The sequence below is a fragment of the Lelliottia sp. 7254-16 genome (assembly GCF_002922995.1).
GTDB lineage: Bacteria > Pseudomonadota > Gammaproteobacteria > Enterobacterales > Enterobacteriaceae > Enterobacter > Enterobacter jeotgali.
Window position 1 is genome coordinate 197,635 of record NZ_PQVS01000006.1, and the last position, 13,600, is coordinate 211,234.

The 13,600-nt window shown below is 56.2% G+C and carries 13 protein-coding genes; 4 read left to right on the plus strand and 9 right to left on the minus strand.

Annotated features, from left to right (window positions below):
• Positions 1 to 107: 107 nt before the first annotated feature.
• From hydN to C3708_RS11025, 3 genes are read left to right on the plus strand one after another with little or no spacing between them, the layout of a single operon-like run.
• The gene (gene hydN, locus C3708_RS11015; RefSeq protein ID WP_095284358.1) at positions 108 to 653 is read left to right on the plus strand and encodes an electron transport protein HydN; all 546 of its coding nucleotides are present in this window, start codon (positions 108 to 110) and stop codon (positions 651 to 653) included.
• Between the two features lie 6 nt (positions 654 to 659).
• Positions 660 to 2,882 carry a carbamoyltransferase HypF gene (gene hypF / locus C3708_RS11020; protein ID WP_103949262.1) on the plus strand — a complete coding sequence of 741 codons (2,223 nt, stop codon included), beginning with the start codon at positions 660 to 662 and terminating at the stop codon, positions 2,880 to 2,882.
• 1 nt (position 2,883) lies between these two features.
• Positions 2,884 to 3,912: a HoxN/HupN/NixA family nickel/cobalt transporter gene (locus tag C3708_RS11025; RefSeq protein ID WP_103949263.1), complete on the plus strand. Its 1,029-nt coding sequence runs from the start codon at positions 2,884 to 2,886 to the stop codon at positions 3,910 to 3,912.
• Between the two features lie 288 nt (positions 3,913 to 4,200).
• On the opposite strand, the gene norW is transcribed toward C3708_RS11025, so the two are convergent.
• Positions 4,201 to 5,334 (minus strand): NADH:flavorubredoxin reductase NorW, encoded by a 1,134-nt coding sequence (gene norW / locus C3708_RS11030; protein ID WP_103949264.1) that lies wholly within the window; start codon positions 5,332 to 5,334, stop codon positions 4,201 to 4,203.
• A complete protein-coding gene (norV, locus tag C3708_RS11035) occupies positions 5,331 to 6,779 on the minus strand; it encodes an anaerobic nitric oxide reductase flavorubredoxin (RefSeq protein WP_095283053.1) in 1,449 nt (482 codons plus the stop codon). The genes norW and norV overlap by 4 nt, the downstream gene beginning before the upstream one ends.
• A gap of 186 nt (positions 6,780 to 6,965) precedes the next feature.
• Here norV and norR point away from each other — a divergent pair, with 186 nt between their 5' ends.
• Entirely contained in the window at positions 6,966 to 8,480 is a 1,515-nt protein-coding gene (gene norR, locus C3708_RS11040) for a nitric oxide reductase transcriptional regulator NorR (protein ID WP_103949265.1), read from the plus strand.
• On the opposite strand, the gene gutQ is transcribed toward norR, so the two are convergent.
• The 7 genes from gutQ to srlA all read right to left on the minus strand — a co-directional run bounded on the left by gutQ (position 8,477) and on the right by srlA (position 13,434).
• Positions 8,477 to 9,442 carry an arabinose-5-phosphate isomerase GutQ gene (gene gutQ / locus C3708_RS11045; RefSeq protein ID WP_103949266.1) on the minus strand — a complete coding sequence of 322 codons (966 nt, stop codon included), beginning with the start codon at positions 9,440 to 9,442 and terminating at the stop codon, positions 8,477 to 8,479. The two genes, norR and gutQ, sit on opposite strands and share 4 nt — an antisense overlap.
• Entirely contained in the window at positions 9,435 to 10,208 is a 774-nt protein-coding gene (locus tag C3708_RS11050) for a DNA-binding transcriptional repressor (protein WP_095283048.1), read from the minus strand. Before C3708_RS11050 ends, gutQ begins: the two co-directional genes overlap by 8 nt.
• 63 nt (positions 10,209 to 10,271) lie before the next feature.
• Positions 10,272 to 10,631: a transcriptional regulator GutM gene (gene gutM / locus C3708_RS11055; protein ID WP_095283046.1), complete on the minus strand. Its 360-nt coding sequence runs from the start codon at positions 10,629 to 10,631 to the stop codon at positions 10,272 to 10,274.
• An 89-nt stretch (positions 10,632 to 10,720) separates the two neighbouring features.
• Positions 10,721 to 11,500: a sorbitol-6-phosphate dehydrogenase gene (gene srlD / locus C3708_RS11060; protein ID WP_103949267.1), complete on the minus strand. Its 780-nt coding sequence runs from the start codon at positions 11,498 to 11,500 to the stop codon at positions 10,721 to 10,723.
• Positions 11,501 to 11,515: 15 nt separating this feature from the next.
• Entirely contained in the window at positions 11,516 to 11,878 is a 363-nt protein-coding gene (srlB, locus tag C3708_RS11065; RefSeq protein ID WP_103946539.1) for a PTS glucitol/sorbitol transporter subunit IIA, read from the minus strand.
• Positions 11,879 to 11,890: 12 nt separating this feature from the next.
• Positions 11,891 to 12,874: a PTS glucitol/sorbitol transporter subunit IIB gene (locus tag C3708_RS11070; RefSeq protein WP_103946538.1), complete on the minus strand. Its 984-nt coding sequence runs from the start codon at positions 12,872 to 12,874 to the stop codon at positions 11,891 to 11,893.
• A complete protein-coding gene (srlA, locus tag C3708_RS11075; protein ID WP_095283041.1) occupies positions 12,871 to 13,434 on the minus strand; it encodes a PTS glucitol/sorbitol transporter subunit IIC in 564 nt (187 codons plus the stop codon). The genes C3708_RS11070 and srlA overlap by 4 nt, the downstream gene beginning before the upstream one ends.
• Positions 13,435 to 13,600 lie beyond the last annotated feature (166 nt).

A 13,600-nucleotide genomic window follows, 5' to 3' on the forward strand; every position in this document is an offset into this window, starting at 1 on the left:
GTGACGATGACATCTGGGGTCACTGATTAAGTTCAGTGAAATCAGCATATTAAAATGTGGCACGTTTTATGTATGTTTCGCCGCATAACTTAATGCTGGAGAAGCAGATGAACCGTTTTATTATGGCCGATGCCAGTAAATGTATTGGCTGTCGTACCTGCGAAGTGGCTTGCGTTGTGTCTCATCAGGCGCAGCAGGATTGTGCGTCCCTGACCCCCGAATCTTTCCTGCCGCGCATTCACGTTATCAAAGGCGTGAACATCTCAACGGCAGCTATCTGCCGCCAGTGCGAAGATGCACCCTGCGCCAACGTCTGTCCAAACGGGGCGATCAATCGCGAAAATGGCTTTGTGCAGGTGATGCAGGAGCGCTGTATCGGCTGCAAAACCTGCGTGGTGGCCTGTCCGTATGGCGCGATGGAAGTGGTGGTACGCCCGGTTGTGCGCAATAGCGGCGCGGGTCTCAGCGTGCGGGCCGACAAAGCGGAAGCTAACAAATGCGACCTGTGCAACCACCGTGAAAGCGGCCCGGCGTGCATTGAAGCCTGTCCGACGCACGCCCTGGTCTGCATCGATCGTAATAAACTCGAACAGATGAGCGCCGAGAAGCGCCGTCGCGCGGCGTTCGACACCTCTTCATCAATGCTGTTTTAAGCCACGATGACTGGCAACGGCGTGCAGCTACGGGTGCGCGGCAAGGTACAGGGGGTGGGTTTCCGCCCCTTTGTCTGGCAGTTGGCGAATCAGCTGGGTCTTCGCGGTGATGTCTGTAACGACGGCGAAGGCGTGCTGGTGCGTCTGGCGGGCGATGCGACGGCATTTCAACAACAGCTGTTGCTGAACTGCCCACCGCTGGCGCGTATCGACAGCGTAGAAATGCAGGCATTTGCCTGGTCGCAAAATCCTGCGAGTTTCACCATCCGCCACAGCGCGGGCGGTGCAATGGCGACCCAAATCGTGCCGGATGCCGCGACCTGTCCGGCCTGTCTGGCGGAGATGCGCGATCCGCGTGAGCGCCGCTATCGCTATCCTTTTATCAACTGCACCCACTGCGGCCCGCGTTTTACCATCATTCGCGCGATGCCCTACGACCGGCCCGCTACGGCGATGGCCAACTTCCCGCTTTGCTCTCCGTGTGAGAGCGAATACCGCAATCCGGCGGATCGCCGTTTTCACGCCCAGCCGGTGGCTTGCCCTGACTGTGGGCCGCAGCTTGAATGGCGTGCGGGTGACGATCTACAAACGCGTGATTCAGCGTTAACGGCTGCGGTTGCGATGCTGAAAAGCGGCGGGATTGTGGCGATAAAAGGCCTCGGCGGTTTTCATCTGGCCTGCGATGCCAGTAATGATGTAGCGGTGGCGCGGCTGCGTGAGCGTAAACATCGTCCGGGTAAACCGCTGGCGGTGATGCTGCCTCATGTCGGTGATTTGCCTGTCGATGTTCGGGAGCGCTTACTTTCCCCCGCTGCGCCGATTGTGCTGATCGCGAAAAGCGATTTACCCCCGTTGCCCGATGGGATTGCGCCAGGCCTGGATTGCATCGGCGTAATGCTGGCGTCCAATCCGCTGCAACATTTGCTGATGGACGACTGCGCTCGCCCGCTGGTGATGACCTCCGGAAATCTGAGCGGTAAACCGCCGGTGATCAGCAACGAACAGGCGCTGGATGAGCTACGCGAGATAGCCGACGGATTTTTGCTGCACAACCGCGATATTTTGCAGCGTATGGATGATTCGGTGATCGACGCGCACGGCGCGATGCTGCGCCGCGCGCGGGGTTTTGTCCCTGACGCCATCCCACTGCCTGAAGGATTTCATGATATTCCGCCGATGCTGTGCCTCGGCGCGGAGATGAAAAACACCTTCTGCCTGGTGCGCGGCGGGCAGGCTGTGCTGAGTCAGCATTTTGGCGATCTCAGTGACGACGGGGTCGAGCATCAGTGGCGCGAGGCGCTGGCCGTCATTCAGCAAATGTATGATTTTCTACCGGAACGCGTGGTGTGTGATGCCCATCCGGGCTACCGTTCTGCTCAATGGGCCGATGCGCTGGCGTTGCCGAAAGAAACGGTGCTCCATCACCATGCTCACGCCGCGGCATGTCTGGCGGAAAACGGTTGGCCGCTGGACGGCGGTGATGTGGTTGCCCTCACACTCGACGGAATCGGAATGGGTGAAAACGGTGCGCTGTGGGGCGGTGAGTGCTTACGTGTGAACTATCGTGAGTGCGAACACCTCGGCGGATTGCCCGCAGTGGTGCTGCCGGGCGGCGATCTGGCGGCTATCGAACCGTGGCGTAATCTGCTCGCCCAGTCTCTGGCGTTTATTCCGGACTGGCAGTCCCGACCGGAAACGCGCGCCGTGCAGGCGCAAAATTGGCGACTGCTGGCGACGGCAATGGAACGAGGGATTAACGCCCCGCGGGCTTCCTCCTGCGGGCGATTGTTTGACGCCGTTGCCTGTGCGCTCGGTATTGCGCCCGACAGACAACGCTACGAAGGTGAAGCCGCCTGCCAGCTTGAGGCGCTCGCCGCGACATGCGCTGGCGTGAATCATCCGGTCACGCTGGCGGTGGACGATATGTCCACATTCTGGCGTCAGTGGTTCGACTGGCAGGCGACGCCCGGCGAACGCGCGTGGATATTCCATGACGCGCTGGCAAAAGGGTTGGCTAATCTGCTGATGTATCACGCCCGGCGCTTAGGCATTTCGACACTCTGCTTCAGCGGCGGCGTGCTGCACAACCGGCTGCTCAGATCGCGGCTGCAACGTTATCTTTCAGGTTATACGCTCCTTTTCCCGGAAAAATTGCCTGCGGGCGATGGGGCAATCTCATTTGGGCAGGCAGTGGTCGCTGCGGCCCGACATTCTGCACACAGGAACTGATATGCAACGATGGGTGCGTAACGAACCTTTACTCATGATTCTGCTGGCGGTCAACGTGCTGGCGTGGGTCTGGGCCTGGCACACTTTTAGCGACAGTACCACGCTGATGGCGGCCAGTCTGCTGGCGTGGTGTTACGGGTTGCGCCACGCGGTCGATGCGGATCATATTGCGGCGATTGATACGGTCACGCGCAAAATGATGCAGCAGGGCAAACGGCCATCCGGCGTGGGCGCATGGTTTTCGCTGGGCCACTCAACCATTGTGGTGCTGGCCTCGGTGGCGATTGCTGCCACCGCGAGTGCATTTCAAAAGAACATGGGCTGGTTTCACGAGACCGGTGGTCTGATTGGTATGGCGGTTTCCGCGACCTTTTTACTGGCGATGGCGCTGGTCAATATGGTTATCCTGAGCGGCGTGTGGCGCAGTTTTCAGGCCTTGAAAAAAGGTCAGTCGATAAACGCTGAACCTGCCGTGCAGGGCGGCGTGATGAGCTGGTTATTTGGTGCGACGTTCCGTCTGGTCAGCAAAAGCTGGCAGATGTATCTGGTGGGATTTTTGTTTGGCCTCGGGTTTGATACCGCCACCGAAATTGGCGTGCTGGGCATTTCTGCCGCCAGCGCATCAAACGGTATGTCGGTGTGGGCGATTATGATCTTCCCGGCACTGTTTGCGAGCGGAATGGCGCTGGTGGATACGCTTGATAATTTACTGATGATTGGCGCATACGGCTGGGCATTTAATAAACCGCAGCGCAAGCTTTATTACAACATGACGATTACCGGTACGTCGGTAGTGGTTGCATTATTTATTGGCGGGCTGGAAGCAATGGGCCTGGTGATGGATAAGTTTGAATTACGCGGCGGGATATGGAACGCAGTGGCTGCTATTAATGACAATCTCGGCGATGCCGGATTTGTGGTGGTGGGCCTGTTTATCGCCTGCTGGCTGGTCTCAATGCTCAACTACCGCTGGCGCGGTTACGACGCGCTGGCGGTGTCGGATGGCACAAATCAGTATTTAAAAAAATAATCTAAACATAAATTGCTTTTTATTATGCGTTACAATTAAATTACGTCCGATAATCTCTTTATCAATAATAAAAATTATATATGGTTCGGGGTGGATAAATAGCGCGCGTAAATATTTAATTCACCTTGTCCTTTATATTCAAATAAATAATAGACAAGGGACTGACAGTCGTGATTTATCTTATTTGTATTTATCTCGTGCACAGAATGCGTAAAAAAAAGCCCCGGGACACCGGGGCTGTGGATCATAAAATCCAAAGGTTAAGTCAGCGTGGCAGAGGTTTGAGGGTTAAACGGGCAGCGACTTCAGCAGGGCGAAAGCCTCCTTCATCCGATCTTCGCTAACCACAAAAGCGCGAAGTTGACCGTCAGTGTCGGCACCTTTCGCAACCATGCCCTGTGGTTCAATCATCATTTGCCAGTTTAAATCCTGTCGCTGAGTCTCTCCTGCGAGATGCAGCGGCAGTTCTGGCGTTTTGATTTTCACCAGCATCGCAGGCAGTTTTAGCGGTGCGCTTGCACCTAACAGATTTTTCGCCAGATACATCGCGCTTATCTGAATCGGTTGCAGGAACGGCAGGACCTGGCCGTTGATTTCTGCACAGTCGCCGAGAGCGTAAACGTCGGGCTGAGTGGTTTGCAGATAGCTATCCACCTTCACGCCGCGGTTGATCTCCGCTCCGGCACGATGCGCCAGCGCAGTTTCCGGGCGCAGGCCCGTCGCTGCGATCACCACATCGACCTCAACGCTGCGGTTGCTACCCAGCGTGGCGCGAATGCCATTATCGATTTTCATCAGGCTCTGGAGCTGAGATTTCAGCAGCAAATGCACGCCCATTTCCGTTAACCGATGCTGTAAGCGACTGCTCACTTCTGCGGGCATCAGGGCTGAGAGAATGCTGGCGGCGTGATCGACCAGGGTGACCGCTTTCCCGGCGCGACAAAAATCCATCGCCAGTTCGGTGCCAATCAGACCGCCGCCAACAATCATGACCCGCTGCGCGTCGCGAAGCGTGGTTTCGCTGGCCTGATACTCCTGCTGGCTGTTCAACGTTAGCATCAGCTCGCGGCCTTCAACGGGAGGCACAAAGGCAGACGCCCCCGTCGCCAGCACCAGTTTGTCGTACTGCCACTGCTGGTCTTTGCCCTTCACTACATGGGCGCTGGCGTCGATATCCGTGACCCACGTATGCGGAAAAAGTCGCAGGTTAAACTGTTCAGCGAACTCCCCCGCCGTCTGGCGGGTAAGGTCGTCTGCACGCTGATTCTGGCTGATGACATGGCTTAAATCAGGCTTGTTGTACTCGTCCATGCTGTCTGCGGCGATCACTGTCAGCGGGACGTTCGCGTCTTGCTTACGAATATTTTTCACCAGCTGGCGGGCGGCAAAGCCCGAGCCGATGATCACAATTCCGTGGTTCATTTTGCCTCCGCGGCCAGTTCATCGAAGACGTCTTTACCGAGGGAACATTCCGGGCACAGGAAGTTGTCCGGTACGTCGCGCCACGGGGTGCCCGGTGCGACATCCTGCAAAGGCTCGCCGAGAGAAGGATCGTAAATCCACTGGCAGACACTGCACTGCATGCAAGGGCCGAGATCGGCTGCTGCTGCCGCAGCGCAGGCGCAATCGTCTTTCTGTTCCGGTGCTTTTGGTGCCGCTTCCGGCAGTGGAGCGAGCGCCCACTGGCGTGCGATATCGCGGCCGTGCTGACGGCAAATCTCCAGGGCGTCGATGTCCGGACGCCATTTCGCTTTCAGGCTCATCGACATCTCAAAACCGGCATCCTGTAGACGGGTGGAGAGACGATCCACCGCGCCGCCGCTCCAGCCGTGGGAGCCAAAGGCGCTGGCGCGTTTGTTGCGAAAACGCAGGCCAGTCATCTCTTCGACCAGACCGGCGATTTTCGGCATCATCACATTATTCATGGTGGAGGTGCCGACCAGCACGCCTTTCGAGCGGAAAACGTTGGTCAGGATTTCATTCTTATCGCTGCGCGCCACGTTGAAGATTTTCACCGCCACGTTCGGGTCGACTTCGTTGATGCCCTGGGCAATGGCGTCCGCCATCATGCGGGTGTTGTTGGACATCGTGTCGTAGAACAGCGTAATGCGATCTTCCTGATAATCTGCCGCCCATTTCAGATACAGCTCCACGATTTGGGTTGGGTTTTCACGCCAGACCACGCCGTGCGAGGTGGCAATCATATCGACCGGCAGATTGAAGCCAAGGATTTCGGTGATTTTTGGTGTCACCAGGCGGCTGAACGGGGTCAGGATGTTGGCGTAGTAGCGCTGGCACTGTTCGAACAGCTCGGTCTGATCCACTTCATCGTTAAACAGACGTTCGTCGCAGTAGTGCTGGCCGAAGGCGTCGTTACTGAACAGCACCGCGTCGCCGGTCATGTAGGTCATCATGCTGTCGGGCCAGTGCAGCATCGGGGTTTCAACAAAGATCAGCTGCTTGCCGTTGCCAATGTCCAGCGCATCACCGGTTTTGACGGTGTGGAAATTCCACTCTGGATGATGGTGGTGGCCGTTAATCGAATCGATGGCGTTGGTGGTGCAGTAGATTGGCGTGTTGGGAATATAAGACATCAGCTCGGTCAGCGCGCCCGCGTGGTCCTCTTCCGCGTGGTTAATCACGATGTAATCAATGTCATTCAGATCGATTTCGCTGCGCAGGTTCTGCACGAACTCGCGGCTGAATTTGTGATCGACGGTATCGATCAGCACGTTTTTGCCTTCACGGATCAGATAGCTGTTATAGCTGCTGCCGCGCAGCGTTTTGTATTCGGTCCCGTGAAAATCACGCACTTCCCAGTCACGTTGGCCAACCCAATGAATGTTATTTTTAACCAGAATAGACATAGCAACCTCAAATTAAGACGGTGTTTTTCAATAAGATGGTTTGGCTATATCAAGTTGCGTGCCAGTTTTTTAAATTATTAATTTAAATGGTTTTATAAAAACTCACTCGCAATGGGTAGTCGAAATGACTATGCAGTTTATCGTCAATATGACAGTATGCATTGTCAAAATGACCGTGAGGCGAAAATGAGCTTTTCCGTAGAGGTGCTGGCGAAGATCGCCATTGAATTACAGGCCGGTGTGGGCCATCAGGACCGCTTCCAGCGGCTGATTTCCACGCTGCGTCACGTACTGGATTGCGACGCTTCGGCGCTGCTGCGCTACGAAGGTCGGCAGTTCATTCCACTGGCGATCGACGGGCTGGCACAGGACGTGCTGGGGCGGCGATTTACGCTTGAGGGCCATCCACGCCTGGAGACTATCGCCCGCGCGGGTGACGTGGTGCGCTTTCCTGCTGATAGCGACTTGCCCGACCCCTACGATGGCTTAATTCCCGGCCAGGAGAGTCTGAAGGTTCACGCCTGCATCGGCCTGCCGCTGTTTGCCGGGCAAAATCTGATTGGTGCGCTGACCCTCGACGGACTCCTGCCAGACCAGTTCGATACTTTTAGCGATGAAGAATTGCGCCTGATTGCCGCCCTGGCCGCCGGGGCGCTGAACAATGCGCTGCTGATTGAACAGCTGGAGAGTCAGAATATTTTGCCGGGCAGTCCGGCGGTGTTTGAGCAGGTGGCGCATACGGAAATGATCGGCCTGTCGCCGGGTATGACGCAGCTTAAAAAGGAGATCGACATCGTTGCGGCGTCCGATCTGAACGTCTTAATCAGCGGGGAAACCGGCACCGGGAAAGAGCTGGTGGCGAAGGCGATCCACGAAGGTTCGCCACGCGCGATCAATCCGCTGGTCTATCTGAACTGTGCCGCGCTGCCGGAAAGTGTGGCGGAAAGCGAGCTGTTCGGTCATGTGAAAGGGGCGTTTACGGGAGCCATCAGCAACCGCAGCGGCAAGTTTGAAATGGCCGACAACGGCACGCTTTTCCTCGATGAAATCGGTGAATTGTCGCAGGCGTTGCAGGCTAAGCTGCTGCGCGTGTTGCAGTACGGCGATATTCAGCGCGTCGGTGATGACCGCAGCCTGCGGGTGGATGTCCGTGTGCTGGCGGCGACGAACCGTGACCTGCGCGAAGAGGTGCTGGCCGGGAATTTTCGCGCCGATTTGTTCCATCGCTTAAGCGTGTTTCCGCTTTCCGTGCCGCCGCTGCGTGAGCGCGGTGAAGATGTGGTCTTGCTGGCTGGCTATTTTTGCGAGCAGTGTCGGTTAAAAATGGGACTTTCCCGCGTGGTGCTCAGCCCCGGCGCGCGTAACCATCTGTTGAGCTACGGCTGGCCGGGGAATGTGCGTGAGCTGGAACATGCCATTCATCGTGCGGTGGTCCTTGCGCGAGCCACGCGGACTGGCGATGAAGTGGTGATCCACGCCCGGCATTTTTCCCTGCGTGATGATGCTGTTCCCGTTGCATTGGCGGAAGCGCCCGTCATCCTTAATGAAAATTTGCGAGAGGCGACGGAAGAGTTTCAGCGTCAGATGATTACCCGCACGCTGGAGCAGAATAACCGCAGCTGGGCGGCCTGCGCGCGGGCGCTGGAGACAGACGTCGCCAACCTGCATCGGCTGGCGAAACGTCTGGGGCTGAAAGGTTAGATAATTCCGGCCTGGTAGAAATCCTGCAGGTTGATCGCACCGCACAGCTTGCCGCTGTCGTCCACCACCGGCGCGGCGGTGATTTTACGTTTCATCAGGATTTCTTTGGCTTCGACGGCGCGGCTTTCGGCGTTGAGCGTCAGGCCGCCGCTGGTCATGGCATCGCTGACCACTGCTTCCAGTTTACCGCCGCCGACCAGCCAGCGTCGCAGGTCGCCGTCGGTAAAGACTCCTTTGACCAGACCGTTTTCATCGCACACCGCAACTAATCCCAGCCCGGTGCGGCTCAGTTCAAGCATCGCGTCCATCACGTTGGTGGTGAGTTTCACCTGCGGGATGGCGTCGTCGGTGCGCATCAGATGATGCACTTTATTCAGCAAACGTGCACCCAACGCGCCCGCCGGATGTGAACGGGCAAAATCTTCTTCGTTAAAGCCGCGCGCCTGCATCACCGCCATCGCCAGCGCATCGCCCATCATCAGGGTGTTAACGGTGCTGGACGTGGGGGCGAGATGCATCGGGCAGGCTTCGCGTTCCACGGAAATATCCAGCGTGGCTTTGGCGGCCAATGCCAGCGGAGAGCGTGATTTCCCGGTCATCGCCAGCAGAGCGACCGATTTTTCTTGCAGGCGGGGAATGATTAAATCCAGCTCTTTCGCCGAGCCGGAATAGGAGATAAACAGCATCACGTCGCGGCTTTCAATCATCCCCAAATCGCCATGCAGCGCTTCAGCTGGATGGACAAAGAACGCAGGCGTGCCGGTGCTGGCGAGCGTGGCAGCAATTTTTTTGCCGATATGGCCGGATTTGCCAATGCCCGCGACAATCACTTTGCCTTCGCAGTGGATGATGGTATTGGCCGCGCGAACAAAATCCTCGCCCAGCCTTTCCGGCAGTCGGCTGGCTTCCTGAAGCTCCAGCATTAACGTCTGACGGCCTGTGTTTAGCAGAAAATCACTCATCTTTTTCTCCGGTAACAATGACTTTGATTCCTTTCTCTTCCAGCGCGGTTCGGAACGCTGGCTCGATGCCTGCGTCGGTAATCAGCTTATCGACACTTTCAAGGCTACAGACAATGTTGGGGCTTTTACGACCAAATTTTGACGAATCGGCCATCAGGATCACTTCGCGTGCGGCATTACACATGGCTTTGCTGACGCTGAACACCTCGTTGAACGTGGTGACACCCGCGTTCAGGTCGATACCGTCGGTCCCCATAAACAGTTTATCGAAGCTGAAGTGCTCGAAGGCGTTCTCTGCCAGTTGGCCGTGAAACGAAGCGGATTTTTTACGAAAGGTACCGCCCGGCATCAGAATGGTTTGTTCGCTGTCGAACTCGGACAGGGCGTTGACGATATGCAGGCTGTTGGTCATCACTGTGATGTTATTGAAGCGGCTGAGCATCGGGATCATCTGCAGAACCGTGCTCCCGGCATCCAGGATGATTGAGTCGCCGTCATGGATAAATGAAACCGCTGCTTCAGCAATTAACGCTTTCTGCTGGGTGTTGATCAGCGTTTTATGATCGATAGGCGGGTCGGCTTCGTCTTTATTAAGCACTACTCCGCCATAGGTGCGAATGACGGTGCCGGCGTTTTCGAGTAATACCAGGTCCTTGCGTATCGTCGTGCCAGTGGTGTCAAAGTAGTGGGCCAGTTCTTCAACCGAGCATTTTCCTTGCTTTTGCAGATGCTCGAGAATGGCCGCCTGCCGCTGACGTGGTTTCATGGGCGCTGTATTCCTTAAGTTGCGAAATGATAATTTCGCAAGCTTATACCGTTCACAACGAAATTATCCATGTTTCAGATTAAGCGCTAATGATAGTGCATTCTGACAGAGTGAATCATGGGGAAAGATCACATCAGGCTCTAATTCTTGTAAGAACAGACCGTTAATTGCCGGGATTTTCGCCGGCCGGGCAAAAACGGTCAAACCACGCATGATCAAGGTATCGCAGACCCGGTGTTGATCGTCCAGCGCGACGGCGATCACCACGCGGGGTTTGAAGCGTCCGCCTGAGCGCCCGACGCCGACGCGTCCTTGCTGACAGAGGGCGTTAAATGCGCGATTGAACTGGTGGATTTGCCAGCCGCCTAACGCCAGCTGGCAGATCCAGGCAATTACCGCGACGGTGATCAGTGCTGTGACCATATTGGCTCCTTGTTTGCCGGAGGGCGACTACGCCTGATCCGGCTCTGGGGTGTGTCGGCCCGGTAGCACCGCACTACCGGGGAAGAGACTCAGAACATGACCTGCCCGCCGGTGATATTAATTGACTGCCCGGTGCAATATGACGCTTTCGGGCTGGCATAAAACAGCAGCATGTTCAGCACGTCCTGATAGTCGCATCCGCGTTTGAGCGGAACTTTATCGATGTAGTACTGCTCCACCTCGTCGGCCTGGATGCCAAGCTTGGTAGCGTATTGCGGCAGCAGGGACTGGAACATGGGCGATTGCAGCAGATTGCCGAGCATCAGCGAATGCACGGTAATGCCGTATTCAGCCAGGTCCAGGGCCAGGGATTGCGTCAGCCCTACGCCGCCAAATTTCGCGGCGCTGTAACCGGAGTTATGTTTACTCCCCACTTTGCCTGATTTTGAGTTGATCTGAATGATTCGCCCTTCAACACCATCACGGATCATCAGGCGGGAGAACTCACGGGCGCAGAGGAAATAGCCCACCAGATTGACCTGCAATGAGCGGTCAAAGTCCCCCAACTCAAAGTCGCTGATAAATGCGGCCTTGGCGATACCGGCGCTGTAGACCAGCAGATCGGTACGACCAAATATCTCGTCCACGCCGCGGGCGAGGGCCATAACGCTTTGCTCGCTGGTGGCGTCAGCGCCAAACCCCCAGGCGACGCTTTCACCGTATTCCTGATTAATCGCGCTGGCGACGCGGGCGGCTTTTTCGCTTTGAATATCCACGACGGCAACGCGGTAACCTGCGGCGGCAAGCCCACGGCAGAGAAACTCTCCTAAGGTTTGTCCACCACCAATGACAACGGCAACCTGATTCATCTCTTTCTCCTTAAATTACGCAACAAACTTCAAAGTGCAGCCGGGGACGATGGCCTGCGGAACAGGTCCGTCGACATGTACTGTGCCGGGGTATTCCGCCTGCGGTTGGCCATCAAATCGCAGGGTGATATGACCCAGTTCACGAAGATTTTGCCCGGCAACGTCGCCCACGGCGGTCACGACATAGCGCGTCTCGCCTAATTCCAGCTGGCCGCCAGGTTTGAGCTCGCCATTCAGTTCGCCGTGGCAGTGGATAAAGCAGAACTCTTCGATATCCGCCGGTGCGCCTTCGCGAAAGGTGATCAGCATGTTGTCGTCGAGCGCGTCAGGCGCGCTCTGGCCGATACGGACAATGGTGGTCTGGTAAATCACGGTCATCACAGGAACCTCTTATTGATAAATAAATCCGGAAACAAACCAGGCAATCAGCACCGTTGGGGCCCCGGTCAGGAAGCGGCTGACCAGCACGGAAGGGACGCCCACGCGCACGGTGTCCTGGCGCGCTTCGGCAAGAGAAAGCCCGACCGGAATGAAGTCACATGCGGCCTGCGCATTAATGGCGAACAGCGCCGGCAGGGCAAGATGCGGAGGAATATTGCCGAGGCCAATCTGCACGCCAATCAGGACACCTATCACCTGCGCGATGACAGCGCCGGGACCGAGGAAAGGGGACAGCAACGGGAACGAGCAGATCAGCGCTAGCGTCACGAGTCCCAGTGGATGGCTGGCGAGCGGGGCCAGACCGTGAGCTATCCAGTCACCCAGACCGGAGGCCATGATGATGCCGATCAGCGCTGAGACGAATGCCATAAAAGGTAAAATGGTTTTCAGCACCGTATCGATGGTGTCGCGTCCGGACTGGAACAACACAGCCACGGCGGAGCCCATTCCCATCCCCACTTTTGCCAGCAGACCGTCGCTCTGCTCGGTAATCTTTTTACTGCTGTCGTAATCACGGGGTTCAGACTTCGGTGGTGTTATGGCCACCGTGGTGGCGGTAGCCCCCGCGTCCTCTATAAGACGAATGTTCTCTTCTTTAACACCGGAAACATAAATCTCTTCAACGATATGCTGTGCCAGTGGTCCTGATTTACCGGTGGAGTGGATGTTAACGGTCGGAATGCGTCGTTTCGGGTAAATTCCGCAGCGTAAGGTACCGCCGCAGTCGATCACCGCCACGCCAATTTCTGCCTCAGCCGGTTCACCCTCTTTAAAACCATCCACCGCTTCCCAGCCGGTGAGTGCGCTCAGTTTGTCGACGATCGCCGGGCGAGTCCCTGCGGTGATATAGACAATTTTCTTTCCTGCTACGGCATCGAGCTCAAGCGGGCCGCCCCATCCGCCGGCTCCTTTTTCAATACGAATACGGGTCATGCTGTGGCTCCTGAAAGTTGCACGTTCTGTTCAAGCTGAATCCCCATTTTTTTTTCAAAGATGGCGGTCGTCAGATCGGTCACCCAGCCGCGGAAGAAGTTAGTCACCAGTCCCACCAGCAGGTAACTCACCGCCAGGGGCCCCAGTGGCAGGCCGAGCGTGGTTAAGCCGCTGGCGATACCGAGATAGACAAACAGCTCACCGGGATTGATGTGTGGGAACAGACCGTTCATCGAATGGCAGCTGTAAGAGGCCGCGGCGTAATAGCTGGGCTTGTACTTTTCGGGCATGAAACGGCCCAGACTCAGGGTCATTGGGTTGCAGAACACAAAGGTGCCGATGCAGGGCAGCAGCAGGTAGCGTGATACCGGATTACCGGCGCAGCGTTGCGCGAAACGTTCGATGCGATGCTGTCCGATGAAGTTGATCAGGGCATTCATGATCACCAGCAGGCTGATCAGTAACGGAAGAATACCGGTCACCATACCGGTAAATACTTCTCCGCCTTTCTGGAACAACCCGATAAACCATTCAGCACCATGGGTAATGATTTCTATCATTCTTCTCTCCTGTGGATTTTTTGTTCTTGTCTGGCTGGCACTAATAATAATCACTTTGAAAGGTTTTAAAGTGTTATTTGGATCTCACAATGAAAGAAAAATGTATTAATTTGAAAGATTGTTTGCGGTTTGAGTGATTTTACGGGTGGGAGAGGGCAGGTTTTGG

Bases quoted from the DNA above. Each gene is read 5' to 3' on its own strand.
- C3708_RS11050 (WP_095283048.1), bottom strand. From the start codon at position 10,208: ATGAAACCACGTCAGCGGCAGGCGGCCATTCTCGAGCATCTGCAAAAG.
- norW (WP_103949264.1), bottom strand. From the start codon at position 5,334: ATGAACCACGGAATTGTGATCATCGGCTCGGGCTTTGCCGCCCGCCAG.
- C3708_RS11025 (WP_103949263.1), top strand. From the start codon at position 2,884: ATGCAACGATGGGTGCGTAACGAACCTTTACTCATGATTCTGCTGGCG.
- hydN (WP_095284358.1), top strand. From the start codon at position 108: ATGAACCGTTTTATTATGGCCGATGCCAGTAAATGTATTGGCTGTCGT.
- C3708_RS11070 (WP_103946538.1), bottom strand. From the start codon at position 12,874: ATGACCCGTATTCGTATTGAAAAAGGAGCCGGCGGATGGGGCGGCCCG.
- srlD (WP_103949267.1), bottom strand. From the start codon at position 11,500: ATGAATCAGGTTGCCGTTGTCATTGGTGGTGGACAAACCTTAGGAGAG.
- gutM (WP_095283046.1), bottom strand. From the start codon at position 10,631: ATGGTCACAGCACTGATCACCGTCGCGGTAATTGCCTGGATCTGCCAG.
- srlA (WP_095283041.1), bottom strand. From the start codon at position 13,434: ATGATAGAAATCATTACCCATGGTGCTGAATGGTTTATCGGGTTGTTC.
- norR (WP_103949265.1), top strand. From the start codon at position 6,966: ATGAGCTTTTCCGTAGAGGTGCTGGCGAAGATCGCCATTGAATTACAG.
- srlB (WP_103946539.1), bottom strand. From the start codon at position 11,878: ATGACCGTGATTTACCAGACCACCATTGTCCGTATCGGCCAGAGCGCG.
- norV (WP_095283053.1), bottom strand. From the start codon at position 6,779: ATGTCTATTCTGGTTAAAAATAACATTCATTGGGTTGGCCAACGTGAC.
- hypF (WP_103949262.1), top strand. From the start codon at position 660: ATGACTGGCAACGGCGTGCAGCTACGGGTGCGCGGCAAGGTACAGGGG.
- gutQ (WP_103949266.1), bottom strand. From the start codon at position 9,442: ATGAGTGATTTTCTGCTAAACACAGGCCGTCAGACGTTAATGCTGGAG.